Raw genomic sequence first — 25,879 nt, forward strand, 5'->3', positions numbered from 1 at the left:
TACCTTATTGTTTTTTCATCCCAGTTCCAGTCAGGATCTGTCCCGGGCGGGTGCCCGTGTGTTCTCCATTATCAATAACAACAACACCATTGACCACGACATAATTAATTCCGGTACTGTAAGCATGCGGATGGTCAAATGTAGCCTGGTCACTAACTGTAGCTGGATCAAAGATGACGACATCAGCGGCATAACCGGGTAAAAGCATGCCCCGGTGCTCCAAATGAAACTTTTGCGCCGGTAAGGATGTCATCTTTCGGATAGCATCTTCCCAGGTTAAGGTCTTGTGCTCGCGGACATAACGTCCCAGCACCCGGGCATTGGTGCCGTAAGCGCGAGGATGCGGAGAACCGACATCCATGGCAGGGATTCCGGCATCCGAAGCAATCAAGGCATAGGGTAATTGCATCAGTGTTTCCACATCGGTTTCATTCATCTTGTGATAGACCATCTGGACTCGCCGACGTTTTACAGCCAGATCAAGGATGGTTTCCGTTTCCAAAGTGGCTTTCCCCTTGCGTCCCATTTTCAGATTGATATCATGCAGGTTCATACCATTGATGGTTGAATCCCAGGGACAAAATGCCACGAAAGCATAGCTGTAATTCTTGAAACCACTTTTCTTAAGCATTTGTAACATTTCCGTCCGGATCTTCTTGCGGGTGGCAGGATCCTGAATCCTGGCTACAATTTCTTCATCAGTCCCCTCCAACGCCCAGTCCGGGAGCAATACATCCAGGCTGGTAGAGCTGGCAGTATAAGGATATTGATCCACCGTCACGTCAACCCCGCGCTTGCGGTATTCATTGACCAAATCGATCATCTCTCCTGTGCGCCCCCAATTGGGTTTGCCGGTGATTTTAAAATGGGATATTTCCACAGAAATACCACTTGCTGCGCCAATATCGGCTGCCTCACGGATTGCGGCAAACACGCGTTCATCTTCATTGCGAATGTGGGAGGCATTGACTCCACCATAGGAATGTGCGACTTTGGCTAAGGAGATGATTTCATCCGACTTGGCAAATGTTCCCGGCAAATAGATTAAACCGGTACTCATTCCTACCGCACCCTGCTCCATGGCGCGGGCCACCAGTTTTTCCATATTTTCAAGTTCCTCTGCAGTCGGCGCGCGGTCCTCATTTCCCATGATCGTGCGGCGGATCGTATTGTGTCCGATCAGGGAGGCCATGTTGATGCTGATTCCCAGTGTGCGCAGATCATTGAAATACTGTTCGAGATCTATTCGGGAGCCACCACAATTTCCGGTTACGACAGTGGTTACCCCGTCGTGGATGAAGTTGTCTGCCGTTGGCCGGTTTTCCAGGGATCCTTCCACATGAGCATGGACATCAATAAATCCGGGACAGACATACTGGCCCTTGGCATCAATGGTTTTCAAGGCATTACGGTCAGCCAGTTCTCCGATCTCGATGACCTGACCGTCTTTAATTCCTACATCGCCCAGGTACCAAGGATTGCCGGTACCATCCAGTATTTTACCATTGCGGATGAGGACATCAAATTGCTGTCCAAAACCCTTGAAAGTTTGCAAAAGTAATAGAAGAAACAGCAATTTTACTTTCATGCCGCAGCTTTTTGACCATTGGTTTTTTCATTAAAGAATATAGCGAAGATGACCATGACGATGGCAGCCAGGATGGCTGGGAAGATCCAGATGTGGTACCAATCGTGATTGGTTATCTGGCCACTGGCATCGACAAATTCATTTTTCTGCTGAATCATACCCTGTACTTTAGATCCAATGTACATGCCCACGCCATAGGTAGCCAATGTGATCAACCCCTGGGCGCTGGCTCGTTTTTGCTCGGGTGCGGCATTTTCGACATAGATCTGACCGGTCACGAAAAAGAAGTCAAAACATACTCCATGCAGGATGATGGCCATGTAAAGCATCCAGATCAGACTGTCACCATTGCCATAAGCAAAGAGCAGATAGCGGATAATCCAGGCGACAACACCGATCAGGATCATTTTTTTAACACCGAGTCGTTTAAAGAACAACGGCATCAGAAGCAGGAATAAGATTTCAGACCATTGGCCAAGCGTCATGATACCGGCGGCTGCGGTAACATTGCTTTCATTCAGAAAGAGGTTGGTTGAGTTGTAATAAAAGGTCAGAGGAATGCAGATCAGCAAGGAACCCAGGATCATCACGGCAAAGGATCGCTTTTTCATGAGCCCGATGGCATCCAGGCCAAATAGGGCCGTAATGGATACTTTCTCGCCTTTCGCCTTTGGTGGCGTTTTAGGAAGTGTGAATGAATACAAGCCAAGTATGATGGATACAATTGCCCCGATTTTGAACGGGATATTGGTCGGTTCAATGTTTTGTTTGATGAGGTAGGATGTGCCTACGATGGTAAAGCCGGCTGCTATCCAGCCTATGGTTCCCAATACGCGCACCTGTGGAAATTGCTCTTGAGGATTATGCATTTGGTTGAATGCTATGGCATTGGCGATAGCCAGGGTCGGCATGTAGCAGATGCAATACAGGAGCATAACCCAGAAGAATCCGCTAGGGTCGGTGACCGTGGTGACCCAATAGAGCAGCAATCCACCCAGCAGGTGCAATACCCCCAGCAACCGCTGGCCTTCAAAAAAACGGTCAGCGATGGTCCCCACCAGCAAGGGTGCAATGATCGCACCAATGGCGGTGGTAGAGTAGGAGTTGCCAAATTGAGTACCGTTAAATCCCAGTTTGGTGATGTAGGTGCCCATCGTGACGTACCAGCATCCCCACACAAAAAACTGCAGGAACATCATCACGGACAGCTGTACTTGTATTCTTCGGTTCATAGTCCATTTTTGTTGCAAGGGGAAGATAAAAAGAAAAGAAGTAAAAGAGGTATCAGAAGTAAAAGAGGTGTCAGATAGCATTACATCCCATAGCCCCATGGCTTTAGCCTGGGGAAGAAAGGGCATGGGGCATGGAGTAGGGAGCATGGAGCATGGAGCATGGAGTAAAGAGCATGGGGCATGGAGTAGGGAGCATGGAGCATGGAGTAGGGAGCATAGAGCAATGGGCATGGGGCATGGAGCAAGGAACAGGGGAATTTGTTGGCTGTCCGGTGTGGATTAACTGGGCGACACAGCCTTTAGTTTTTACCTTTCGCCGGCTGGAAGGATTGTGATTTTCCAGGTTCCCATTTAACCAGGTATTGCTGCTCCAGCTGATTGACGTAGGAGAGGGAACCCAGCCTGAACTTCATCGGCATTTTGTGATCCTGGTTTCCCATGTCTTCCCACCGGCAGATGGCGCCGAAGTGGAAAGGAACAACCTGAGGAATCTGGAACGATTTGGAAAGGAGCAAATTATTTTCCAGCGGTAATTTGAATTGTTCCAGCCTGGATAAGTGCGAAGCACTAAAATTATGTCTCGTGCTGTCCGTGTACATGCCGGATTGTTGTCCGTAGGCTAGCTGACTGCCGGATAAAAGTAGCATTCCGATAACCAGGTATCTAATCATACTGATCTTTACGCTTCCCTGCGAAAATAACGAATTGCCTTAACTGTGCAGGTAATTGACCATTGTACAGGTTAATTTTACGGGACGGACGTAATCCGATGGCTTTCATGGCTTCCGGATTGGCAGAAAAAATCCATGCTTCACACGGAGCAAACTTGTGCTTTAAAACGGTTCCTATTTCCCCGTAAAATTGTTCGATGGCACGGTGCTGCAAGCGGACATCGTAAGGCGGGTTCATGATCAGGACAGGTTCCTCCCACGGTAGGGGGAGTTGTTGAAATGCAGCTTGCTTCCATTGGGTTATCTCCTCCACACCGGCAGCCTTGGCATTGGTACGGGCAATGTCAACTACGCGTCCGTCCTGGTCGGCACCTAATAGCCGGATATCCGGAGACTCGATGATGGCAGCGTCGGCTTGATTGACAACTTCTTCCCATAGACCGGATTGGAATTCGGGCCAGTGAAACAATGCGAATTGTTTGCGGTGCATCTGGGCTGGCATTCGTCTGGCCATACGGGCAGCTTCAATGATGAACGTTCCGGAACCACACATAGGGTCCACCAATGGACGGGATGGATCCCAATCCATGTTCCTGATAATACCTGCAGCCAATACTTCATTAAGGGGTGCCCTGCCCGTCTGCTGGCGGTAACCACGCTGAAAGAGTGGTGCGCCGGAGGCATCGCGGCTCAATTCAAACTTTTCTTCATTCACCCGGAGGACAAAATGATGGTCTGCATGATCCCGGTCGACCGATGGTCTTCTTCCAAATTTATTCCGGAAAAAATCAACCAGGGCATCCTTAGCCAGTTGCATGGCATAGATGCTGTTGTTAAAATAGGAGGAACTGACGTGGCCTTTAAAGGCGAAGGTCTGCTGCTGGTCCATGTACTTGTCCCAGGGTATTGCAGCCAATTGATTGTAAAGATCTCTGGGCTGGCGCAGGGTGCCGGCTAATATCGTTTCCAGGATGGAAATAGCAGTATAAAGCCGGTAGTTGGCTTCGTATAGGAAACGTTCCGGAGCTTCCACCTGGACGGCCCGGGTACGAACCTCCACGTTAGGATAACCCAGTTCTACGATCTCTTTGGCACAAACATCCTCGAGTCCGGCCAGTGTTTTTACGGTATATACTGGCATATCGGTCAGGTCTGAAAAACTCCCACGTTAAATGGTTTAACATTAGCCTGATTGGCTGCTTCTATCCCGGCGGAGATCCATTTCCGTGTCTCCAGCGGGTTGATGATGGCATCTACCCACAAACGGGCGCCGGCATAATAAGCCGTTGTCTGCCGGTCATAACGTTCTGAAATAGTGCGGAACAATTCAGTTTCTTCTTCGGAAGTTGTCTTTTCTCCGTGTGACTTCATGGATGCCACCTGAATCTGAGTCAGGACTTTCGCGGCCTGTTCTCCACCCATTACGGCGATTTTAGCGGAGGGCCAGGCTACGATCAATCTCGGATCGTATGCTTTTCCACACATGGCATAATTTCCTGCTCCGTAAGAATTTCCCATCACGATGCTGATTTTCGGGACGGTACTATTAGCTACAGCATTCACCATCTTGGCTCCATCCTTGATGATACCGCCTTGTTCAGATCGTTTGCCCACCATAAAGCCGGTCACATCATGCAGGAAAATCAGGGGGATCTTCTTCTGATTGCAGACCAGGATGAACCGGGCCGCTTTATCCGCTGAATCGGAGTAAATCACTCCACCAACCTGCATTTCCCCATTGGAAGCCTTTACCACTTCGCGGTTGTTGGCAACAATCCCGACAGCCCAGCCATCGATCCGGGCATAGGCACAGATCATTGTCTTACCGTAATTTTCTTTGTATAAGGTCAATTCAGACCGGTCTACCAACCGTTTTAAAAGTTCAATGGTCCGGTAGGGCTTGTTGTGATTTTCAGGGAACAGACCCAGGATCTCAGTTTCTGGAAATTCCGGAGCGACCGGTTCAATGCGGTCAAATCCTGCTTTTGGGCGTTCTCCAAATTGGGACACCAGTTTTTTAATAGTATCCAGGCATTCGCGGTCATTAGCTGCTTTAAAATCCACGATCCCGCTGATTGCCGTTTGCGTGTCGGCCCCGCCCAGGGTTTCTGCGTCAATATCTTCACCGATGGCGGCTTTCACCAGGTAAGGGCCGGCGAGAAAAATAGATCCGGTCTCAGCCACGATCAGGGACTCATCACTCATGATGGGGAGGTAAGCGCCCCCGGCTACACAGCTGCCCATAATCGCTGCAATCTGAGGAATCCCTTCGGAGGACATCCGCGCATTGTTGCGGAAAATTCGTCCAAAATGTTCCTTATCCGGGAAGATCTCGTCCTGCATGGGGAGAAATACCCCTGCACTGTCTACCAGGTAGATGATGGGCAGATGATTCTCATAGGCTATCTCCTGAGCCCGCAGGTTCTTCTTGCCGGTCATCGGAAACCAGGCCCCGGCTTTCACCGTAGCATCATTGGCAACAATCACACACTGTCTGCCGGAAACCCTGCCGATACCCACGACTACTCCGGCAGCAGGACATCCACCGTGTTCTTCATACATTTCATAGGCAGCAAAGGCTCCAATTTCCAGGAAATCAGTGGCATCATCCAAGAGAAAGTTGATCCGCTCCCGTGCGGTCATTTTACCTTTTAGATGTTCTTTTTCAATTTTTGACTTACCACCACCTTCATAGATTAGCTCCAGTCTTTTTTCCATCTGCCTGACGGCCAACTTCATCGCATCTTCATTCTGATTGAAGGCCAGGTCATTGATCACGGACTTGTTACTCATCTATGCTGTCTTGATTTGACGGCTGAAAAGATACTAAGAATTGTAGCACTATCGGCTTTCTCGCTTAAAGGGCTTGTAATTTACAAAGGTTCACAGAAGTCGAATTAATAATTAATTCATATTAAGATCACAGGGTGTTTACGCAGGTTCCAGAATTTTGCGGCAAAGCTCACCAGGTTTATTAGTTATTTTGTAATATGTAAATATCTTTATTACACATAAATAGTCTGTATGATCATACCATTACACACCATTAAGCACTTTCTGAGGCTTGGTGTTCTGCTATTTGTCCCGATGTTGCTGCACGCTCAAAACATTAAGGTGAGTGGGGTGGTGCTGGACGATGAAACGGCTACGCCTCTTCCCGGGGTTACCATTAATCTGAAGTCGACCAATACCGGGGTCATTACGGAAGCGGATGGGACCTTTCAAATGGATGTCCCCACCGATGCTATCCTGATTTTTTCCTACATCGGGATGAAATCCCAGGAAATTGCGGTCAATGGCAGAGCCTATCTCGAAGTGCGCTTGCTGACCGACGCGGTGAACCTTTCCGAGGTCATCGTGGTCGGATATGGAACCCAGAAAAAGGCGAACTTGTCCGGGGCCGTCGATCAGATCAATACCGAGCAGCTGGAAAACCGGCCGATCAGTAATCTATCCCAGGGGTTGCAGGGTTTGGTACCCAATTTCAATGTGGATTTTACTGGTGGCGAGCCGGGAGCCGCAGCTCAGTTCAACATTCGCGGATTTACTTCGATCAATGGAGGTAGCCCATTATTTGTAGTCGATGGTGTGCCTTATGACGATGGCGAATTGAATGTGCTGAATCCCAGCGACATCGCTTCCATTTCGGTTCTGAAAGATGCCTCGTCAGCGGCCATTTATGGTGCGCGCGGCGCCTTTGGGGTTGTCCTGATCACGACCAAAACCGGCAAGCAGGACAAGATCTCCTATTCCAATTATCTATCGGTGGCCAGTCCGACCGTTCTGCCGCATCCGGTCACTGACCCTTACATCTTCCTGCGCATTGCCGAACTATCTACCAATAATACGCCCTGGGATTACAACAACTATTCGGATGAAGAATACCTGTGGGCCAAACAAAGATCCAACGATCCTTCGGTTGAATCGGTACGCCTGGATCCGAACAATCCCAATCAATACGTGTACATGGGAAGTGAAGACTGGAATGATTATTTCTTCAAACGCAACTCATTTTCCCAATCCCACAATGTCTCTTTCAGTGGTTCTAAAGACCGCTTCAACTATTACATCTCAGGGAATATTTCCGGTGAAGATGGGTTGAATAAGCTGGTGACCGATAACTGGAGCCGTAAAGCATTACGCAGCCGTCTGGGATTTACTCCCAGAAAATGGCTTGACATTGAAAACAATACCAACATTTATCAGACCGACCGGGATGCTCCGGCCTATTCATTACCCAATGTTTATGACCTGAGACCTGTTGATGTGGCGACCAACCCGGACGGATCCTGGGCCAACACAGACGCCGGTCGTACGGCTGCCCGGATCGTAGACGGAGGAAGGTATACTGAAGCCACTTACGGTTTTCAAACCATGAACCGTGCCAATGTCAGACTTTTTGACGGCTTGCTGACACTCACCGGCGATGCAACCTTTAAACGCATTTTTGGTAAAATACATCAGGATGGCAGGCCTTATTCAATAGGTTATGGCCCCTCGGATGTGCGGTTGGAAGGTGGAGAAGGTTACGCACTGGAGCGCAGAAGCTCGGATGCCTATAATGCCTATAATTTTTATGCTACCCTGAATAAGACGGTGGACATCCACCAGTTTCAGGCGATCCTGGGGTACAACCAGGAAAGCTATGTGGAGGATGAAGCACAGGCCCGGCGTGACAGGCTGATTGTCGGATCGCTGCCCTACATTGGTGTGGCATCCGGTGAACAGACCGTCGCTGTAGAGTACGTGGATTGGGCAGTGCGGGGTATTTTTGGCCGGCTGAACTACATCCTGGACAACAAATATATTTTTGAGTTTAACGGACGATATGATGGTACATCCCGCTTCCCGAGTAATAATCGCTGGGGATTCTTTCCATCCGTATCCGCTGCCTGGATTGTAAGTGAAGAAGACTTTTTCAGTTCAATCTCCGGAATTGTTTCTACCCTGAAATTACGGGCTTCTTACGGTTCCCTGGGTAATCAATCCGTCGACGAATACGGATACATCCTGAATCTGCCATCTGGAACTACAAGTTACCTGATCGATGGCGATTATCAGCGTTACATTGGCACACCCGGGTTAAGTGTGGACCCCAATAATTATTCATGGGAAGTGGTTCAGACAACCAATGGCGGACTGGAATTTGGCCTCTTCAAGGATCGCATCTTTACCACCTTTGATTATTACATACGTAATACCAAAGGGATGCTTGCACCGGGAGGAGAATTGCCCGCAGTACTCGGGACTGCGGTTCCTGCCGGCAATGTGGCTGACCTGCAAACCAAAGGATGGGAATTAAGCATACAATTGCGTAATAAATTACAAATCGGTAATAAACCACTTGACTACCAAATAGCTTTGACAGTGGGAGATAGTAAATCCGAGATCACCCGGTATCCGAACGACGAACTTCTGTTCAGCGGGGCCTATTATCCCGGACAACAGATCGGAGAAATCTGGGGACTGCAAAGTGATGGTTTGTTTAAATCGGTGGATGAGATCAACCAGCTGGATGAAACCAACATCATTCCCTGGGGTGCACTGGCTATCGTACCCGGTTGGCCAAAATACATTGATCAGGACGGAAGCAAAACCATTGAAAAAGGGATTTCTGTCAACGATCCCAAAGATTATGTGATCATTGGCAATTCACAACCCCGGTACCGTTTTGGAGCAGACATCAATGCCAGCTGGAATGGTTTTGATGCAAGGGTCTATTTTCAGGGTGTCGGTAAGCGGGATTATTATCCCATTCATTACTTGTTTTGGGGATTGTACCAACAACCTTATGCGAATGTTTATCCGCAATTGCTGGACTTCTACCGGCCCTCTGACGACAGTGAAAGTGACCGTTCACAACATTCACAAGCCTATCTGGATGCCGGCCTGGACCGCGCCAATACGGATTCTGAATACCCCATTCTGCAGGCCTGGTTGGCTGACTACCGGGTGGATAATGGTTTGGCTATTCCGCAGACCAGGTATCTGTTGAATGCCGCCTATATCCGCCTGAAGAACATCACTGTAGGCTACACCCTGCCTGCATCTTTGACGAATCGGGTAGGAGTCAGCCGGTTGCGCATCTTCCTGAGCGGGGAGAATATTTGGGAGTCTTCCCAGGTTTCCAAAACCGTGGACCCGGAAGCCATAGCGACTGCTTATTCCAATGGAGGCGCCTGGGCCGGATATGCCTATCCTTTCCAGCGCAGGTATTCAGTAGGTATCAACCTGGACTTTTAATCGATTACCCATATCAAAATAAGAACCATGAAAAAAGGATTATATATTTCAATCACTATTCTACTCATCCTGGTATCTGCTTGCCAGAAAGACTTTCTTGACCGGGTACCGCAGGATTCAATTTCTACGGAGGTGTTTTTCAAAACTGAGGAAGACCTCAAGTTGTATACCAATGGGTTGTTGTCCATCCCAAATGCCTGGGGACTCTATCTTGCAGACCAGGGGTCCGACAATGCGGCCACCACCGGTGCCGTTGAAATCAAGACCATCATGACCGGAAATCCCACCTCTCAAAACCTGACCAGCGGATGGGACTGGAGCAGACTGCGTTCCATCAACTTTTTCCTGGACAATTACGAGCGGGCAGCGGTCAATTCTTCGGTCAAAGATCATTATGCCGGCATTGCGCGCCTATACCGAGCTCAGTTTTATTTTGATAAAATAAAAAGGTATTCGAATGTGCCCTGGTACGATCATGTCCTGAGTACGGCCGATGAAGATGAACTTTACAAGACCCAGGACCCCCGCGAAATGGTGGTAGCCAATATGATGGATGACCTTCAGTTTGCTGCCGATCACATGTGGGAAGAAGTACCTACCGGGACGCCAGGCAAGTGGGTGGCCGTTTTCATGCAGGCCCGGATAGCATTGTATGAAGGTACTTTTCGCAAATACCATCCGGAGCTTAACTTACAGGGAACAGCCAATGAATTGCTGACCATGGCCCGGGATGCTGCTAAGAAGATCATGGATTCGGGCTTGTTTTCGATCTATTCAACCGGCGACCCAGCCAAAGACTATTACCAATTGTTCGTTAGTGGAGATCTGTCGGGTAATCCGGAAGTAATCCTGTCGAACATTTACGATTATTCGAAGTCCCGAAATGCCGGCTATCGCTATGAAATTCAGGATTACGAACAGAGCCCGTCCAGGGATCTGATCCAGAGCTACCTTATGGCAGATGGCTCGCGGTTTACCGATCTCAGTGGTTATCAAACCATGCAATTCGTACAGGAGTTTCAAAACCGTGATCCCCGGTTAAGTCAAACCATGGCTTATCCCGGGTGGATCAACTATGCCGACCGGCAAAGCACTCCAAACATCCAGGAGCTGAATAAGAACTTTACCGGTTATACCATGATCAAAGGCTTTGTCAACTCAACCGAACAAGCCGAATACGAAAGTGTGGATCTGCCGGTTTTGCGCTATGCCGAAGTTTTATTAACCTATGCGGAAGCATCTGCAGAATTAGGCACGCTTTCTCAATCCGATCTTGATAATACGGTCAATGTACTGAGGGACAGGGTAGGGATGCCTCACCTGGATATGGCTATCGCCAATGGCAATCCGGATCCATTCCTGGTTTCCAAATATCCTGATGTGTCCGGTAACAACAAGGGAGTGGTCCTTGAGATACGCAGGGAAAGACGTATCGAGTTTGCGCTCGAAGGGCGGCGCTTCGATGACCTGATGCGCTGGCATGCCGGTAAACTACTGGAGGTCAAACCGGTAGGTATGTATTTTCCCGGGTTGGGAAAGTATGACCTGACCGGCGATGGTGTACCGGATATAATCCTCATTAGCCAATCGGAGTCAATCCCGGACGCAGACCAGAAGGAGACAAATTCGCTGGGGATGAAGCTGGTTTACTACAAGGCAGGATTTATTGATGATGATGTCACCGTCTTTCTGGAAAATGGATCGGATGGTGGCCAAATCGTAACAGAAAAACTGGACCGGGTGTTCTCAGAGCCCCGGGATTACTACCGGCCGATACCCTTCAGTGAGACTTTGTTGAACCCCAATCTGGTTCAGCCATTTGGTTGGAACTGATCCATGGATTTTAAATAAAAAAGGCAGGCATCCCGACGGGATGCCTGCCTTTTTTATTGCGGAGTTCAGTATTAGTTTTTCCAGATCTGGTAGGTATATTCTCCTTTTGCGAATTCGTAAAATCCGTCGATGGATACCAGCCCTTCCGCATTTTGGAGTGCGCTTTTCAACTCATCGGCATTGCTTACCTTGACTCCGTTTACGCCGGTGATAACGTATTCTTTCTGCATGTTGGCACGGGAAATCGGAGATCCGGCTTCGATTTCAGTTACCCGTATTCCTTCTTTTCCAAGTCTTTTCTTCTCGGAGTCTGAAAGATCTTTGACAGTAATGCCCATTTCATCGAATATCGAGCTTTCCACCAGGGTATTGTTAACTACACGGGCATTCATATTTTTCAGGAGTATCTTACTTTTTACTTTTTTCTTATCGTGGACATACTCTACTTCCACCAGATCGCCAGGTCTCATCCGTCCAATCTGGTCCTGTAGCACTGAAATGGTGGGTGTTTTGATCCCATTAACTGCAACGATTACATCCCCGGATACCAGTCCGGCTTCCTCTGCTCCACTTTTTGGATTGACACCATAGACGAATACACCTTCGGCATTTTCCAGTCCCAGGTTCTCTGCCAGATCGGTAACGCGCCGGAAATTCAGGTCCTGAGCGAGGCCCATATCTACATTGCGGATCTGGACACCCAGAAGTCCTCGCTGCACCGAACCGTATTCACGTAAGTCACTGATCACCTTTTGGGCGAGAATACCCGGTATAGCGAATGAATAACCTTCGTATTTGCCGCTGAGGGTGACTATCGCGGTATTGATTCCGATCAATTCACCATTGGTATTGATCAGGGCGCCTCCGGAGTTACCCGGATTCACAGCAGCATCGGTCTGAATAAAAGCTTCGATCCGGTATTGGTCGGATATCAGATTGAGGTCCCGTCCTTTGGCACTCACGATACCGGCGGTAACTGTAGACTGCAGTCCCAGCGGATTCCCTACTGCCATTACCCACTCACCGATCTGAAGTGAATCGGAATTACCGAAAGTCAAAAATGGAAGTTCATTTTCCGTGACCTTAACCAGGGCCAGGTCGGTGGTCGGATCGGTACCGATTACCCGGGCATCGTATTGCCGGTTATCGTTTAAGGTAATATTGATTTCTTTGGCATTTTCGATGACGTGATTATTGGTAACGATGTAACCATCTGAAGATACGATGACGCCTGAACCGGATGATCTGGAGAGGCTTCCCCACCGGTCATTGGTCTGCTGGATGGCTTTGATGGATACTACGGCGGGAAGGGCATAATTTGCTGCTGCCGTGAAATCATTGGGTGTTGAAGCCCGGTAATTCCGCTGGACGGTGCCGGAAAGCAGGATGTCGTTGATACCAACCTGATTGGTGGTAGGCTGTGCAACCTCTTTGACGACAACTTGCTGGGGCTTGGCAATGAAATTGCTGTAAACCACCACACCGATCAGCGCTCCCAGCAGTGAAGCCAGTATTAGTTGCAGTGTGTTTTTCATAAGCACAAGAATTCGGATGTTATCGAATCACAGTGTCGGAGGGCTTTGGGCGCTCCATAGTTTGGTTCTCTTTATCTATTTTCGCGACAAATAGCGGTCCAATAAATAAAAATAAGGGCTTTGACCATGAAACGAAAGGGCATTTTAACCTTTTAAATCATTTTTAACGAAAATTAAGGGCACAATTTTAGGTTGGCCTGTTAGCTTTCTTGAAATTTCATCAGATCATGAAAAAATGGAATGACCGCCTTAATGAGATTGAATCTTCCGAGAAGGAGTACATTGGAAATTTCTTCGGCTGGCGTTTTTCAATCATTTCAGCAACCCTCATTGTACTTTTGCTTTTGCTCATGTTGTGGAGTAAACAGCGTAATGAGCGTATGGGCATTAATCCCGTGCAGGATAGCATCACCATAGTAAATCCGGAACGATGAATATTCCATTTACCAAATACCACGGCACAGGAAATGATTTTGTCATGATCGACCAAACCCGGCATCAATGGCTCGGAACCGGAGATCAGGCGCTGGTAGCTATGCTGTGTGATCGCCATTTTGGCATCGGTGCGGATGGATTGATTTTGCTTGAACCCGGGGCCTCCGGCGATTTTGAGATGCTCTATTTTAATGCGGATGGTGGTGTTGGATCGTTGTGTGGCAACGGATCCCGGTGTACCGTGCATTTTGCCCGTGCCTGTGGATTGCCACTGCTAACAAATACCTTTCTGGCTGCTGACGGGATGCACGAATTCCGGATCGATGATCGAGGCTGGATTGGGATTCATATGGCGGACCTGGAGGTAGAACCAGGAACTGGCGATGATTATATTCTCGACACAGGGTCACCGCACTTTGTTCAGTTTTGCCGCGATCTGTCCCATGTAAACATACTTGAGGATGGTAAGGCAATCCGTTATCAGCCGCGATTTCCTTATGGGATCAATGTCAATTTTGTCCATTGGGATCAGCACACCCTGCAGGTTAAGACCTATGAGCGGGGTGTCGAAGCTATGACGTTATCCTGTGGTACCGGCGCTACAGCCAGCGCTCTCGCTCTGGCTCTTCACGAAGGATTGCAGGGAGAACAGGTTATTCCGGTGGAGGTGCCGGGAGGATCGCTGGAAATTCATTTCGATCGACTGGGTTCAAATCAATTTTCGGACATCTGGCTCTGGGGACCGGCTAGTCCGGTTTACAGCGGTACCTTTCCAGTCTAAATACTGCGTCATAAATCCAGGCTGGCATTGGTCCGGGCATTCATCAATTCACTCAGCGCATGGTGATCACCGGTGGCACGAGCTCTGGCAATACCCAGATCGAAGCATTCTATAGCCAGCTGCGGTTCACCTGATTCTGCCAGTAACTGGCCCCGGTGAAAATATACTCCCAGATAATCCGGGTCTTTTTGCAGGGTCTTTTCATAATAAGCAAGTGCTTCATCCACATCGTTGTGGGTCTCGTATTCTTTGGCCAGAGCGAAGAGAATAAACGGCTCATCCGGTTGGGATTCAAGCAACTCCAGAAGCTGTTCCAGGCGTGTAGGCATGTGCAATTAAATTCGTTTTTTGACTTTGAGTCAACTTTCTCTTGGATATGAAGTTATAGCATTATATTTGCCATAGCTGCATTTGAATTCAAGACTATGAAGATACTTGTTTGTGTGAGTAAAACGCCTGAAACAACTGCAAAGATCGCTTTCAGCGCGGATGGCAAAGCATTCGCTTCAGCAGGGGTTAATTTCATCATGAACCCATACGATGAATGGTATGCCCTGGTGCGGGCACTGGAAGTCAAAGAACAACTCGGTGGAGAAGTGGTTATCCTCAGCGTTGGTCTTGCCGATAATGATACTATACTGCGCAAAGGGCTAGCCATAGGTGCGGATAAGGCCATTCGGATCGATGCAGAACCGGTTTCTTCTGGAATGGTAAGCGCTCAGATCGCAGCTTATGCCCGGAACCAGGCGTTTGACCTGGTCTTCCTCGGTAAGGAGACCATCGATTACAATGGTTCTGAAGTAGGAAGCATGCTGGGAGAGTTGTTATCAGTACCATTTATCTCTTACGCCAGTAAGCTGGAAATGCAGGGCAACACGGCTACCATTTACCGTGACATTGAGGGCGGGGAAGAGATCCTCGAAGTGGATACACCTTTTGTGCTCAGCGCTGCAAAAGGGTTGGCAGAGCAGCGTATTCCCAACATGCGTGGTATTATGATGGCGAAGTCAAAACCCCTGGAAGTTATTGCTGCGCAGCCATATGAACCAAAGGTTGAGGTCGTGTCGTTTTCATTGCCACCAGCTAAAAGCGGTGTCCATCTAGTCGATCCGGATAACATGGATGAACTGGTCCGGCTATTGCATGAGGAGGCTAAAGTAATCTGATCATACGCTCATAAAATCATCAATATGAATGTCTTAGTCCTGGCCGAGCACCAACAAGGCAACTTTAAAAAATCTGCTTTTGAATCCATCACCTATGGCAGGCTGGTGGCGGCATCCTCAGGCGGCAAAGCCACGATCCTGGTCCTGGGGCCAGCAGCCGACCTGAGTTCGCTGGCACCTTATGGTATAGCCCATGTGATCCAACTGACAGATGCGTCACTGGCTACCCTGGACAGTCAGCTGTATACCGAAGCAATTGCATCTGTTATGCAACAGACCGGAGCGGATTTATTAATCTTATCCAATTCGTCCACGGGTAAACAGATAGCCGGGGGACTGGCTGTTCGCTTACGGGCTGGTCTGGTGTCCGGTGTGAATGCATTACCCCAGTCGGGTGAAGGCTTCATCGTTGGTAAAAACGTCTTTTCCGGAAAAGCGAATGAATTATTGGAGATTAAGAGTCCGATAAAAATCATTACCCTGATGTCTAATTCCGTTCCGGTTTCCACTCAGCCGGTATCCCTGGAGATAGAATCGAAGTCCCTCGGACTGCAGTCTGGAAAAGTCCGGGTAAAAAAAGTGGAGCGTGTGGAAGGAACCGTTCCGCTGCCTGAAGCCGAGCGCGTTGTATCGGCCGGCCGGGGGATGAAAGGCCCTGAAAACTGGGGTATCGTGGAGGACCTTGCCACAGTCCTGCAAGCTACTACAGCTTGCTCACGACCGGTAGCGGACTCCGGTTGGCGTCCTCATCATGAGCATGTGGGGCAAACGGGATTGGCCATCAGGCCCAATTTGTATATAGCTGTTGGTATATCAGGAGCGATTCAGCACCTGGCGGGAGTCAATAACTCCAAAACGATCGTTGTCATCAACAAAGATCCGGAGGCTCCCTTTTTTAAGGCGGCAGATTATGGCGTGGTAGGTGATCTTTTCGAAGTGGTGCCCAAGCTGACCGCCGCTGTGAAGAAATTCAAAGCAAGTCATTAGTTTAGGATCATGCTCTGCTTCAGGTTGTCTAAGGAGGAAAGATTTTTGGATTCATACCAGAAGGTAGAATCCTAAATTAGAATCTATTTCGTTTCTTTGCTGTTTATTGTAAAGCAGTTAATCGGGACTAATGACGGATATGACAAAAATCGAATTGGATATTGTCGCTATTTCGCATAGTGTATCCCAATCCCATAATTACGCGGTAGTTTTAAGCGAGATCAATGGCAATCGACGCCTTCCCATCGTGATCGGGGGCTTTGAAGCACAGGCCATTGCAGTAGCCATGGAACGAATGGCTCCAAATCGTCCGCTCACACATGACCTGTTTAAAAATACCCTTGAAACATTTGATGTCGGGTTGCAGGAAGTGATCATTTCCAATTTACTGGATGGTATCTTTTATGCCCGGCTGATCTGTGAGCGTAACGGAGAGATCTACGAAATCGATAGCCGTACTTCGGATGCAATTGCTCTGGCTGTACGTTTCAATTGCCCCATTTATACCTACGAATTCATAATGGAATCAGCAGGTGTTGTTTTGGATGGAGACAAGGAAGAAGGGGAAACTCGGCCGGAACCCAAGATGCGTAAGGATATCAACTCATTCTCACGCTATTCACTGGATGACCTGAATGATATGCTGACCGAAGTGCTTGCCGACGAAGATTACGAGAAAGCAGCTAAAATCCGTGATGAAATAAACCGGAGGAAGGTTGAAGGCGATTGATATCGCGTGACTTTATCCAAATAATCTGAAATAAGACTTCCCGGTTGACAACCGGAATCTCAACTCAGTTTTGACTGTGATTTTTGCCATTCAGAACTTTCGAACGGGCTTCATGCATCCGGAATGGCGACTCAGAATGTTTTGAGTACTGCCAAAGTTTCTGCCAACATCTCCTCTGTAAAATCCAAATGCGTCACAAATCGCACGGTAGCCGGGCCCAGAGCGACCGCTTTAATGCGATGACTTAATAATTTTTGGAGGAATTTATCCGCGTTGTTTTCCTTCAAATGGAATACGATGATGTTGGTATGGACAGGTTCCACACGGTCCACGATTTCCATAGTCTCTAATATTTTCCCTAATTGTTTTGCTCTGCGGTGGTCTTCTTTCAAACGCTTCACATGGTGATCCAGTGCATAGATCCCGGCGGCAGCCAAATAGCCAGCCTGACGCATGCCGCCACCCATCACCTTGCGGTAACGCCGGGCTTGTTTGATGAAATCCCGGTCACCGATCAGTACCGAACCAACCGGCGCCCCCAATCCCTTGGAAAGGCAGACGGAAATGCTGTCAAACAGGTCACCAACCGACTTCGTGGAATCGCCGGTTTCGGCCAGGACATTAAAAATGCGTGCGCCATCCAGATGGAACTTCATCCCGGCATCCCGGGTTGCACGGGACAGGGCTTCCATTTCGTGGAGGGTGTAATACGACCCACCTGCCTTATTGCATGAATTCTCGATGACCACCAGGGCGGAATGGGGGAGGTAATCCTGATCCGGCCGCACCGCAGGTTTGATCTGATCCGGATCCAGTTTGCCATTTTTCCCCGACAACAACTGGATGGCAATTCTTGAATTGTAGGCATATCCCCCTACCTCGTATTGATAAATGTGAGAAGATTGTTCACAGATCACCTCATCCAATGCCCTGGTGTGTACCTTGATGGCAATCTGGTTGGTCATGGTGCCGGATGGACAGAAAAGAGCGGCTTCCTTTCCAAAAAGGCTGGCTGCTTTCGCCTGCAGAGCATTGACCGTAGGGTCCTCACTGAATACATCATCGCCAACTTCGGCATTAAACATAGCCTGAAGCATGCCCGGGGTAGGTTTGGTAACGGTGTCAGACATCAGGTTTATCCATTCAGCGCCATCCATGATTTATGCATTATTTGATTTCGCACTGAAGGTACAAATGCTGACAGGCAAAAAAAGGTGCCAGGCACATTTTGTTGCCGCCAAGATATTTGGGTGGAAATAAACTGAATGAAAAACCAATGCGGTCAGGCAATGCTTGTCATCCCGAAAGGTTAGTACCAGGTCTTACCCTGGGAATTGACAAGATGTAGGCTGATGGCACCCGGATAAGCCTGGTGAAGCTTGTTAACCCAACCACTGATCTCTTCATCGGAAAGCTCCTCCACGAAAATGAATGCTTTCGAGACTGGCAGGTTTTTGTCGAGTCCCGGCAGGGTAATGGTCGTCCTGTTTTCCATCACGAAATGACCGTAATTACCACTTTTGATGTTCGCTTCTTTGTTCATCCCTCCGAGTTCCTGGACCAGCAGATCGGCATCCGAGCTGTATTTTGCATTGGAAAAAGCCACGTATCCCCAAATCAGATCGTCGGGCACGCGCAACATTTCAGTCCGCTCAATGACGAAACCCAGTGGTTTTTGACATTCAAAGAGGTACCGGTCAGGTGTAACAGTCAAGGTGCCATCACTGTACAAGTCTGAAGCTACCCGCACTTTAAGGTCATAAGTGCCAGGGGTCAGGACGTCAATGGTAATCAGGGTATCCTGGATCTTCATCTCTTCGGTACAAGGCTCATCGGCACTCCACTGATTGATATTAAATGATATGGTTCTGCCATTTCGGAACGCGTTGTTGTGGATGATGGCCTTGCAGTTTTGTTCCTTAAGCGTAGCAACCCGTATCTGGATGGGCTTGTAGGGTGCGTCGAGTTTTTCAACCAGATCAAGGTTAAACTCCGGTTCTACATTGTCGACTATGGTGACGTCATCTCTGAACCAGGAACAGCCGGTTGAAAATACCAGAAAGCACAAAACAATGAACCCGATGGGTAAAAGGTGCCTCATATATTTTGGAAATAATTTGTGTCTAACCCTAAAACGAGTGAAACGAAATGATGCTGCTTCTTAAGCAGGAAATTTTATTGAGTTGATGAATAAATGGGTTACTGAGGTAGTAATTGGATTAGTTAATGGGAAGAACCAGAATACCATAAAACCATAAAACCACAATACCATAAAACCACAATACCACAAAACCACACAATACCACCTTCAACCGCAAACACGTTATTCCAGCTTCAACACATCCAGGAAGGCCTTTTGAGGTACTTCGACGCTACCGATCTGCCGCATCTTTTTCTTTCCTTTCTTCTGCTTTTCGAGCAACTTGCGCTTCCGGCTGATGTCACCACCGTAGCATTTGGCGGTTACGTCCTTACGCAGTGCGGAGATGGTCTCCCGGGCGATGATCTTAGCGCCGATGGCAGCCTGAATGGCAATCATGAATTGTTGTCGGGGTAACAGATCTTTCAGCCGGGCACAGATCTTGCGTCCGAATGCGTATGCTTTGTCCCGGTGAACCAGCGCGGATAGGGCATCAACATTCTCATTATTTAGCTTGATATCCAATTTGACCAGATCCGACTGGCGATAATTAATCGGCGTATAGTCGAAAGAGGCATAGCCTCGCGAAATGGATTTGAGCCGGTCATAAAAGTCGAACACGATTTCTGCCAGCGGCAATTCAAATGTCAGTTCCACCCGGTCCTGAGTCAGGTAATGCTGTTTGGTCAGAGTACCTCTTTTTTCCAGGCACAGAGTCATGATCACTCCGATGTATTCTGGTTTCGTGATAATCTGTGCTTCGATATAGGGCTCCTCCACATAGTCCAAAACACTGGAATCCGGCAGATCATTTGGCGTGTGAATCACAATCTTTTCCCCTCTGGTATTGTACGCGTAATAGGAAACGTTTGGGATGGTGGTTATGACTTCCTGGTCAAATTCCCGGCTTAATCGTTCCTGCACGATTTCCAGGTGGAGCATGCCCAGGAATCCGCAACGGAATCCAAAGCCCAGCGCTGCAGATGTCTCCGGTTCAAAGACCAGGGAAGCATCGTTGAGCTGCAGCTTCTCCAAACTGTCCCGAAGATCTTCGTAATCCTCATTTTCAATGGGAAATATACCCGCGAAAACCATTGGCTTGACATCTTCAAAACCTTTGATGGCATCTTTACAGGGATTTTCCACTTTGGTGATGGTATCGCCGACTTTGATCTCACGGGATTCCTTGATCCCCGTAATGATGTAACCTACGTTACCGGCCTCCAGTTCTTCTTTAGGCTCAGGGGTGAATCGCAATACACCCACTTCATCCGCCTGGTATTGTTTGCCAGTATTGACAAACCGTACCTGGTCTCCTTTACGTAGTGTCCCATTGAGGATCCTGAAGTAGGCGATGACGCCTCGAAATGAATTGAAAACGGAGTCGAAAATCAAGGCTTGCAACGGTGCTTCCGGATTTCCTTTGGGTGCCGGAATGCGTTCGACAATAGCGTTGAGGATTTCCTGTACGCCCTGACCGGTTTTTCCACTCGCCAGCAGGATTTCATCTTTACCACAGCCGATCAGTTCGATGATCTGATCCGATACCTCATCGATCATGGCGCTTTCCATATCTATTTTGTTCAGGATCGGTATGATTTCCAGATCATGTCCGATGGCCAGATAGAGGTTGGATATGGTTTGCGCCTGGATACCTTGCGTTGCATCGACCAGTAACAGCGCTCCTTCACATGCTGCTATCGATCTGGATACTTCGTATGAAAAATCCACGTGTCCAGGGGTGTCGATGAGATTCAGCGTATAGGTTTCTCCATCCGTATGGTTGTAATACAATTGGATGGCATGAGACTTTATAGTGATGCCACGTTCGCGTTCAAGATCCATGTCATCCAATGCCTGAGCCTGCATATCCCGCGTGGAGATGGTCTGGGTCACTTCCAGCAACCGGTCAGATAGGGTGCTTTTGCCGTGATCGATATGCGCGATGACACAAAAATTGCGGATCTTCTTCATAGGGTGTAAATATACGCCATAAAAACAATGCCTTATGATGGCTGCGGTTAAATCAACTTTAAGTTAAATTGAGCGCAAAAGTAAGGATTTCGGCAATTATGAAGAAGCTTACTTTTACTATCTGAATAACATCATATGGCACGCAGAAGTATGTATAATTGGTTATTGCCCACAAGTATGCCTGTTCTCGTTTTTATTTTTTTGGTCATCCTGGCCCTGGGTTGTGTTTCCGCATTGCCTGCCGTAGACCTGGAACGTGCAACTGCCGGGCGGCAGGTTTACGAACAATACAATTGTTTGCAGTGCCATGGTTATGATGGAAACGATAAGATGGACTTGAAAAAAGCATTGCATAAAAAAGGCTTGGAAGATCTGAAAGCTTGGATACTGGATCCCGGAAAGTTTAAGCCGGGCACCGAGATGCCTGCTTACGGAGGTGTTTTGAGTGATCGCGAACTGGAGGATGTGATTCAATACCTGCGCCAACTTGCCGGGCAGTGAGTTTATGAATCCCTCGTCTGAAATCTAACCACTAAAAACCCTATTTTTGCTTCATGGCCAAGATCATTAACTATCAACCCAATCAGTGGCCCGGACGTAAAGTCGGATTTCGAAAAGCCAATAAAACAAAGGCCGAGCAACAGGAAGCGGAAGGCCAGCTCAATTTATTTCAGGCGACGGACCCCGATGAAGCTATTGAGACCCCGCAGGTTTCTAAATTGCGTAAGCTGACATCCCATCGTACGCCTTTTGAAGAAGCGCTTTTTCTGGATGAGATGGGTGACCCCAGAGCCGAAGCCCGGTATCTTGATGCCATTGCTGCCAACAGTTCCAGTGCAGATGCCATTTGCAATATGGGAATTATATATGCTGGCAAAGGAGAAACGGCCAAAGCGATCGGTGCTTTCACCAAAGCCTTAAGTCTTCAGCCCAGGCATTTGGAAGCACATTACAATCTGGCTAACGTCTATTTCGATGCAAGTAATTACGATCTGGCGATCGTCCATTATGAGGTTGCCCTTGAAATTGATCCGGACTTTGGTGATGCCTGGTTTAATTTAACCATTGCATTCCTGGCTACCAAAATGCATAAAAAAGCCATGGACGCCTATCTACAATACCGGAGATTGGTTCCTGCGGATCAGGAAGATTTACTTAGTGGATATTTGAAACAATAGTACCAATCAAGTTTCAAGGTATTGCGGACTCCGTTCAGGATATCTTGCGGATTTTCTCCTCCTGTTTTTCTTCTTTAGCTTCACCAGTGGCTTTTTTCATTGGTTTCATCTGAGACTTTGCCTGACTGATACTGGCTTGAAGTGCGGCCATAATATCCACAACCGGAGCATCTTCCTCGACGCGGGCGATGACTTCCTTTCCGGCTATCTTGGCGTCAATGATTTCCATAAGAGCTTCCCGGTAGCGATCTTTTAATTCCAGATCGGCAAAAGGTTTGGTCATGGTGTCAACCAGTGTATTGGCAAGATTAAGCTGTGCTTCGTCAATTTTTACATCGCCAATTTGTGGCACCTGATTCATAGACCGTAGTTCCTCCGGATACCGCAATTTATACAGTAACAGGCCGGACTCAAATGGTGCTATCAGGACCACATTTTCACGATCCCTCAACACCACGCGGCCGATACCCATCTTGTTCGACTTGCGCAATGTTTCCATGAGAAGTCCGTAGGCTTGCTGGGCAACCTCTCCATCAGGTCCTGCAAAGTAAGGAGCGTCAAAGAGTGTGTGATGAACTTCAGAAGCATCCACAAAGGCTTCGATGTCAATGACTTTTGTGCTTTTGAGTTTTATTTTGTCAAAGTCTTCGTCCTGCATGATCACAAAATGATCAGGCTCGTATTCATACCCTTTCACGATGTCCTGTGTTTTTACAACCTCACCACATTGTTTACATTTCTTATCGTAGCCGATTGCGCCGTTGTCTTCCTTATGCAACTGTTTGAACGAGATGGTAGCAGAAGACTCTAAGGCACTATATATGCGGATGGGGATGGTCACCAGGGAGAACCGGATATAACCTTTCCAGATGGCTCGAAGCATAATATGATATTTTTTGATTATGTATCAATTATTGTGCCTCTTTGAGTTAATTATGTGTTCAGGTGTTTAAGTGCTTAGGTGTTTACGTATTTCGTGTTCCCGTTTCAAACCCAAACCTTACAACTGATAACCCAAATCCCAAATCCCCAATCTTAAATCTTAAATTTCTACCGCTTACCTGTCTTCCATCAGGCTCTTGAACACGGGCTCTCTTAATGTGCCCTGATCGGTGATGGAGGCATATTCGACCTCGCAGATTAGTTCCGGTTTCACCCAGGTACTAACCTTATCATCCGGTGTAGGGGTATCAAATGGTTTTGACACGATGGTTAAGGTATCAAGCCTTTCGCGCAGGTATTGCATAAAGTCGGTGTCGAAACCAGTACCCACTTTGCCCCTGTATACCCAACCCTGGTCCTGCTTTTGCAGCAGGTGAAGTGCTCCAAACACGGATGCTCTTTCTCCCTGTCCTTCTGTGAAACCCGCGATGTAACATTCCATGGTATCGCGAAACTTGAGTTTATACCAGTCGGAAGAACGTTTGCCCTGATAGTAAAAACTGTCAGCCCTTTTCGCCATAATACCTTCGAGTCCCATTTTCTGGGCAGCATCGTAAAGGGCAGCGCCATCCTCCACATCGGAACTGAACCGGAAGGGAGACCCTGATTTGATCAGGTCCTGCAACCAGGCTCGCCTCCGTGCCAATGGCTCCTGCGTAATACTTCGGCCATCCAGGTAGAGGGCGTCAAAAAGATAGCAAACGACAGGTGCTGATTTGGAAAGTCGCTCAATCTTGCCGGCATGAGATTGATGCAACCTGCTGATGACCTGCTTGAAGACCGGTCTGCCCACCTCATCAAGACGAACGATCTCTGCATCAAGGACAGCATTGGATGCTTTCAGGTAGGAGAGGGATGACACTAATTCGGGAAACTGTTGGGTCAATTCACGCCCGCTCCGGCTAAGGATACGTATTGAGCCCTCATAAATAAGTATCAGTGCCCTGATACCGTCCCATTTAACTTCAAAACGGAAATCTGATCCGGTTGGGATCCTGGTGGTTTGTTCCGCAAGCATGACCTGCCAGGTGCTTTCAAACGGATGATGTAATGCTGGCGAAACCCTTTCGAGTAGCCACTCTTTTTCTTTCATATGGTGGATGCGGTATTCAGCTTCCCAGCGTGAACCGGTGAGTTGAAAGTAGAATCCATCTTTTTTATCCTTAGTCTTCCGATATTGGCCGGAAGCGAATATCCACATGGAACCGGCACCGTACTGACCCTTTGGAATTTCACCTTCAAAGGTCAGGTAGGCCAGGGGATGCGGCTCGGTCTCCACTGCGAGGCGTTTGATGCCCGGTTCCGGTGGTAATCCACGGGGGACCGCCCAGGACCTCAATACGCCATCTTCCTCCAGCCGCAGGTCGTAATGCAGCGTAGTGGCATGGTGACGGTGAACTACAAAAGCGTGTCCTGTTCCGGAGGTGACTGCGGGAGGTGGCTCGGGCGTATTGGAAAAATCACGTTTGGCAGCATATTCTTCCAACTGCTCCGGAGTCTTGTGTTTTACACCGTCCGGATTGAAGGGCGTTGTCGTTTTTTGCACCCGATGTGTATGGATAGACACCGCCTGGCTGTGCATACCTTCCCAGGCATCCCCATTTGTTTCCACATGATCCAACGCCTCCCTCAGAAAAAAACTCTGAGAAGATCCGATATCCCCTAATGTTTCCCAGCTAACTGGCATGGATACCGGTGCCCCCGGCTTGCCCCGCAGGCTGTATGCACCTACCACTGTTTGCGTTTCCCGGTTACGGTATATATCGATTAACAACTTTTGCTCACGCTTATCCTTACGCAGCTGCAGCGTCCCGAGTTGCGGATATTTTTTGATGAAGCTTTCGGAAAGATCTTTCGCCGCCTGGAATACTTCTCCATGGGTGTTGGACGGTGCAATTGGGCAGAAGAGATGCAGGCCCTTGCCTCCACTGGTCTTCACAAACGGGTGGTAATCAAATTCCAGCAGGTGTTCCTTGAGCAGGTAGGCAATTTGTTTCACTTGTTCGAAGGTCATATCGGGTGCCGGGTCAAGGTCAAAAACCATCAGGTCGGGATGCTCCGGGTCCTGTTTGGTGAATTCCATGATGTGCATTTCCAGACAGGCAAGATTGGCCAGCCAGACCAGGGATGCTGCATTGGTAAGGAAAATGTAGTCCTTCTTTTCCTCCTTGCCCAGACGGATTGATTCTATCCAGTCCGGTGCCCAGGATGGGCGGTCTTTCTGGAAGAATTCGTGGCTGGCAATTCCATCCGGGTACCGGACAAGCGAAAGGGGACGGTATTTGTTGTGCCGGAGAAAATATGGTGCAATTTTCAGGTAATACTGGATGACCTCGGCTTTGATGATCTGTTGGTCAGGAAAGAGGACTTTCTCCAGGTTGGACAGTTTAATACGGTGTCCATCGATTTCCACAACTTGCGTATTACCCGCCATACCTTAAAGG

21 protein-coding genes are annotated in these 25,879 nt (G+C 48.3%); 9 read left to right on the forward strand and 12 right to left on the reverse strand.

Going from position 1 to position 25,879, the window contains the following annotated elements; translation table 11 throughout:
• Positions 1 to 4: 4 nt before the first annotated feature.
• The 5 genes from H6570_05430 to H6570_05450 all read right to left on the reverse strand — a co-directional run bounded on the left by H6570_05430 (position 5) and on the right by H6570_05450 (position 6,284).
• A complete protein-coding gene (locus tag H6570_05430; GenBank protein MCB9318701.1) occupies positions 5 to 1,588 on the reverse strand; it encodes a D-aminoacylase in 1,584 nt (527 codons plus the stop codon).
• A complete protein-coding gene (locus H6570_05435) occupies positions 1,585 to 2,820 on the reverse strand; it encodes a nucleoside permease (GenBank protein MCB9318702.1) in 1,236 nt (411 codons plus the stop codon). Before H6570_05435 ends, H6570_05430 begins: the two co-directional genes overlap by 4 nt.
• Positions 2,821 to 3,119: 299 nt before the next feature.
• Positions 3,120 to 3,491 carry a hypothetical protein gene (locus tag H6570_05440; GenBank protein ID MCB9318703.1) on the reverse strand — a complete coding sequence of 124 codons (372 nt, stop codon included), beginning with the start codon at positions 3,489 to 3,491 and terminating at the stop codon, positions 3,120 to 3,122.
• Positions 3,484 to 4,632: a class I SAM-dependent RNA methyltransferase gene (locus H6570_05445; protein ID MCB9318704.1), complete on the reverse strand. Its 1,149-nt coding sequence runs from the start codon at positions 4,630 to 4,632 to the stop codon at positions 3,484 to 3,486. Before H6570_05445 ends, H6570_05440 begins: the two co-directional genes overlap by 8 nt.
• Positions 4,633 to 4,637: 5 nt before the next feature.
• Positions 4,638 to 6,284, reverse strand: coding sequence for an acyl-CoA carboxylase subunit beta (locus tag H6570_05450; GenBank protein ID MCB9318705.1), 1,647 nt, complete (start codon positions 6,282 to 6,284; stop codon positions 4,638 to 4,640).
• Between the two features lie 231 nt (positions 6,285 to 6,515).
• Between H6570_05450 and H6570_05455 the strand changes: the two genes are divergently transcribed.
• Together H6570_05455 and H6570_05460 are read left to right on the forward strand one after the other, a co-directional pair.
• The gene (locus H6570_05455; protein MCB9318706.1) at positions 6,516 to 9,734 is read left to right on the forward strand and encodes a TonB-dependent receptor; all 3,219 of its coding nucleotides are present in this window, start codon (positions 6,516 to 6,518) and stop codon (positions 9,732 to 9,734) included.
• Between the two features lie 27 nt (positions 9,735 to 9,761).
• Positions 9,762 to 11,567, forward strand: coding sequence for a RagB/SusD family nutrient uptake outer membrane protein (locus H6570_05460; GenBank protein MCB9318707.1), 1,806 nt, complete (start codon positions 9,762 to 9,764; stop codon positions 11,565 to 11,567).
• A 71-nt stretch (positions 11,568 to 11,638) separates the two neighbouring features.
• Here the strand turns inward: H6570_05460 and H6570_05465 are convergent, their stop codons facing one another.
• Positions 11,639 to 13,102 (reverse strand): trypsin-like peptidase domain-containing protein, encoded by a 1,464-nt coding sequence (locus H6570_05465; GenBank protein MCB9318708.1) that lies wholly within the window; start codon positions 13,100 to 13,102, stop codon positions 11,639 to 11,641.
• 227 nt (positions 13,103 to 13,329) lie between these two features.
• Between H6570_05465 and H6570_05470 the strand changes: the two genes are divergently transcribed.
• Positions 13,330 to 13,536 (forward strand): hypothetical protein, encoded by a 207-nt coding sequence (locus tag H6570_05470; GenBank protein ID MCB9318709.1) that lies wholly within the window; start codon positions 13,330 to 13,332, stop codon positions 13,534 to 13,536.
• Positions 13,533 to 14,318 (forward strand): diaminopimelate epimerase, encoded by a 786-nt coding sequence (dapF, locus tag H6570_05475; protein MCB9318710.1) that lies wholly within the window; start codon positions 13,533 to 13,535, stop codon positions 14,316 to 14,318. The genes H6570_05470 and dapF overlap by 4 nt, the downstream gene beginning before the upstream one ends.
• 8 nt (positions 14,319 to 14,326) lie before the next feature.
• On the opposite strand, the gene H6570_05480 is transcribed toward dapF, so the two are convergent.
• The gene (locus H6570_05480) at positions 14,327 to 14,647 is read right to left on the reverse strand and encodes a tetratricopeptide repeat protein (GenBank protein ID MCB9318711.1); all 321 of its coding nucleotides are present in this window, start codon (positions 14,645 to 14,647) and stop codon (positions 14,327 to 14,329) included.
• Positions 14,648 to 14,743: 96 nt separating this feature from the next.
• Here H6570_05480 and H6570_05485 point away from each other — a divergent pair, with 96 nt between their 5' ends.
• The 3 genes from H6570_05485 (at position 14,744) to H6570_05495 (ending at position 17,201) form a co-directional block, all read left to right on the forward strand.
• Positions 14,744 to 15,484: an electron transfer flavoprotein subunit beta/FixA family protein gene (locus tag H6570_05485; GenBank protein MCB9318712.1), complete on the forward strand. Its 741-nt coding sequence runs from the start codon at positions 14,744 to 14,746 to the stop codon at positions 15,482 to 15,484.
• A 24-nt stretch (positions 15,485 to 15,508) separates the two neighbouring features.
• Positions 15,509 to 16,471: an electron transfer flavoprotein subunit alpha/FixB family protein gene (locus H6570_05490; protein ID MCB9318713.1), complete on the forward strand. Its 963-nt coding sequence runs from the start codon at positions 15,509 to 15,511 to the stop codon at positions 16,469 to 16,471.
• Between the two features lie 139 nt (positions 16,472 to 16,610).
• Complete coding sequence (locus H6570_05495; GenBank protein MCB9318714.1) at positions 16,611 to 17,201, forward strand: bifunctional nuclease family protein; 591 nt, start codon at positions 16,611 to 16,613, stop codon at positions 17,199 to 17,201.
• Positions 17,202 to 17,332: 131 nt separating this feature from the next.
• On the opposite strand, the gene H6570_05500 is transcribed toward H6570_05495, so the two are convergent.
• The 3 genes from H6570_05500 to lepA all read right to left on the reverse strand — a co-directional run bounded on the left by H6570_05500 (position 17,333) and on the right by lepA (position 21,315).
• On the reverse strand, positions 17,333 to 18,358 hold the full coding sequence (locus tag H6570_05500; GenBank protein MCB9318715.1) for a threonine aldolase: 1,026 nt from the start codon (positions 18,356 to 18,358) through the stop codon (positions 17,333 to 17,335).
• Positions 18,359 to 18,510: 152 nt separating this feature from the next.
• Positions 18,511 to 19,302 carry a hypothetical protein gene (locus H6570_05505; GenBank protein MCB9318716.1) on the reverse strand — a complete coding sequence of 264 codons (792 nt, stop codon included), beginning with the start codon at positions 19,300 to 19,302 and terminating at the stop codon, positions 18,511 to 18,513.
• Positions 19,303 to 19,524: 222 nt separating this feature from the next.
• Entirely contained in the window at positions 19,525 to 21,315 is a 1,791-nt protein-coding gene (lepA, locus tag H6570_05510) for an elongation factor 4 (GenBank protein MCB9318717.1), read from the reverse strand.
• A gap of 135 nt (positions 21,316 to 21,450) precedes the next feature.
• Here lepA and H6570_05515 point away from each other — a divergent pair, with 135 nt between their 5' ends.
• Positions 21,451 to 21,816, forward strand: coding sequence for a c-type cytochrome (locus H6570_05515; GenBank protein MCB9318718.1), 366 nt, complete (start codon positions 21,451 to 21,453; stop codon positions 21,814 to 21,816).
• A 53-nt stretch (positions 21,817 to 21,869) separates the two neighbouring features.
• Positions 21,870 to 22,493 (forward strand): tetratricopeptide repeat protein, encoded by a 624-nt coding sequence (locus H6570_05520; GenBank protein MCB9318719.1) that lies wholly within the window; start codon positions 21,870 to 21,872, stop codon positions 22,491 to 22,493.
• A 34-nt stretch (positions 22,494 to 22,527) separates the two neighbouring features.
• On the opposite strand, the gene H6570_05525 is transcribed toward H6570_05520, so the two are convergent.
• Both H6570_05525 and H6570_05530 read right to left on the reverse strand, forming a co-directional pair.
• Positions 22,528 to 23,376, reverse strand: a complete 849-nt coding sequence (locus H6570_05525; protein MCB9318720.1) for a Ku protein — start codon at positions 23,374 to 23,376, stop codon at positions 22,528 to 22,530.
• Between the two features lie 174 nt (positions 23,377 to 23,550).
• The gene (locus tag H6570_05530) at positions 23,551 to 25,869 is read right to left on the reverse strand and encodes a hypothetical protein (GenBank protein ID MCB9318721.1); all 2,319 of its coding nucleotides are present in this window, start codon (positions 25,867 to 25,869) and stop codon (positions 23,551 to 23,553) included.
• Positions 25,870 to 25,879 lie beyond the last annotated feature (10 nt).

The organism is Lewinellaceae bacterium (assembly GCA_020636135.1).
Taxonomy (GTDB): domain Bacteria; phylum Bacteroidota; class Bacteroidia; order Chitinophagales; family Saprospiraceae; genus JAGQXC01.

Bases quoted from the DNA above. Each gene is read 5' to 3' on its own strand.
- H6570_05430 (MCB9318701.1), bottom strand. From the start codon at position 1,588: ATGAAAGTAAAATTGCTGTTTCTTCTATTACTTTTGCAAACTTTCAAG.
- H6570_05435 (MCB9318702.1), bottom strand. From the start codon at position 2,820: ATGAACCGAAGAATACAAGTACAGCTGTCCGTGATGATGTTCCTGCAG.
- H6570_05440 (MCB9318703.1), bottom strand. From the start codon at position 3,491: ATGATTAGATACCTGGTTATCGGAATGCTACTTTTATCCGGCAGTCAG.
- H6570_05445 (MCB9318704.1), bottom strand. From the start codon at position 4,632: ATGCCAGTATATACCGTAAAAACACTGGCCGGACTCGAGGATGTTTGT.
- H6570_05450 (MCB9318705.1), bottom strand. From the start codon at position 6,284: ATGAGTAACAAGTCCGTGATCAATGACCTGGCCTTCAATCAGAATGAA.
- H6570_05455 (MCB9318706.1), top strand. From the start codon at position 6,516: ATGATCATACCATTACACACCATTAAGCACTTTCTGAGGCTTGGTGTT.
- H6570_05460 (MCB9318707.1), top strand. From the start codon at position 9,762: ATGAAAAAAGGATTATATATTTCAATCACTATTCTACTCATCCTGGTA.
- H6570_05465 (MCB9318708.1), bottom strand. From the start codon at position 13,102: ATGAAAAACACACTGCAACTAATACTGGCTTCACTGCTGGGAGCGCTG.
- H6570_05470 (MCB9318709.1), top strand. From the start codon at position 13,330: ATGAAAAAATGGAATGACCGCCTTAATGAGATTGAATCTTCCGAGAAG.
- dapF (MCB9318710.1), top strand. From the start codon at position 13,533: ATGAATATTCCATTTACCAAATACCACGGCACAGGAAATGATTTTGTC.
- H6570_05480 (MCB9318711.1), bottom strand. From the start codon at position 14,647: ATGCCTACACGCCTGGAACAGCTTCTGGAGTTGCTTGAATCCCAACCG.
- H6570_05485 (MCB9318712.1), top strand. From the start codon at position 14,744: ATGAAGATACTTGTTTGTGTGAGTAAAACGCCTGAAACAACTGCAAAG.
- H6570_05490 (MCB9318713.1), top strand. From the start codon at position 15,509: ATGAATGTCTTAGTCCTGGCCGAGCACCAACAAGGCAACTTTAAAAAA.
- H6570_05495 (MCB9318714.1), top strand. From the start codon at position 16,611: ATGACAAAAATCGAATTGGATATTGTCGCTATTTCGCATAGTGTATCC.
- H6570_05500 (MCB9318715.1), bottom strand. From the start codon at position 18,358: ATGGATGGCGCTGAATGGATAAACCTGATGTCTGACACCGTTACCAAA.
- H6570_05505 (MCB9318716.1), bottom strand. From the start codon at position 19,302: ATGAGGCACCTTTTACCCATCGGGTTCATTGTTTTGTGCTTTCTGGTA.
- lepA (MCB9318717.1), bottom strand. From the start codon at position 21,315: ATGAAGAAGATCCGCAATTTTTGTGTCATCGCGCATATCGATCACGGC.
- H6570_05515 (MCB9318718.1), top strand. From the start codon at position 21,451: ATGGCACGCAGAAGTATGTATAATTGGTTATTGCCCACAAGTATGCCT.
- H6570_05520 (MCB9318719.1), top strand. From the start codon at position 21,870: ATGGCCAAGATCATTAACTATCAACCCAATCAGTGGCCCGGACGTAAA.
- H6570_05525 (MCB9318720.1), bottom strand. From the start codon at position 23,376: ATGCTTCGAGCCATCTGGAAAGGTTATATCCGGTTCTCCCTGGTGACC.
- H6570_05530 (MCB9318721.1), bottom strand. From the start codon at position 25,869: ATGGCGGGTAATACGCAAGTTGTGGAAATCGATGGACACCGTATTAAA.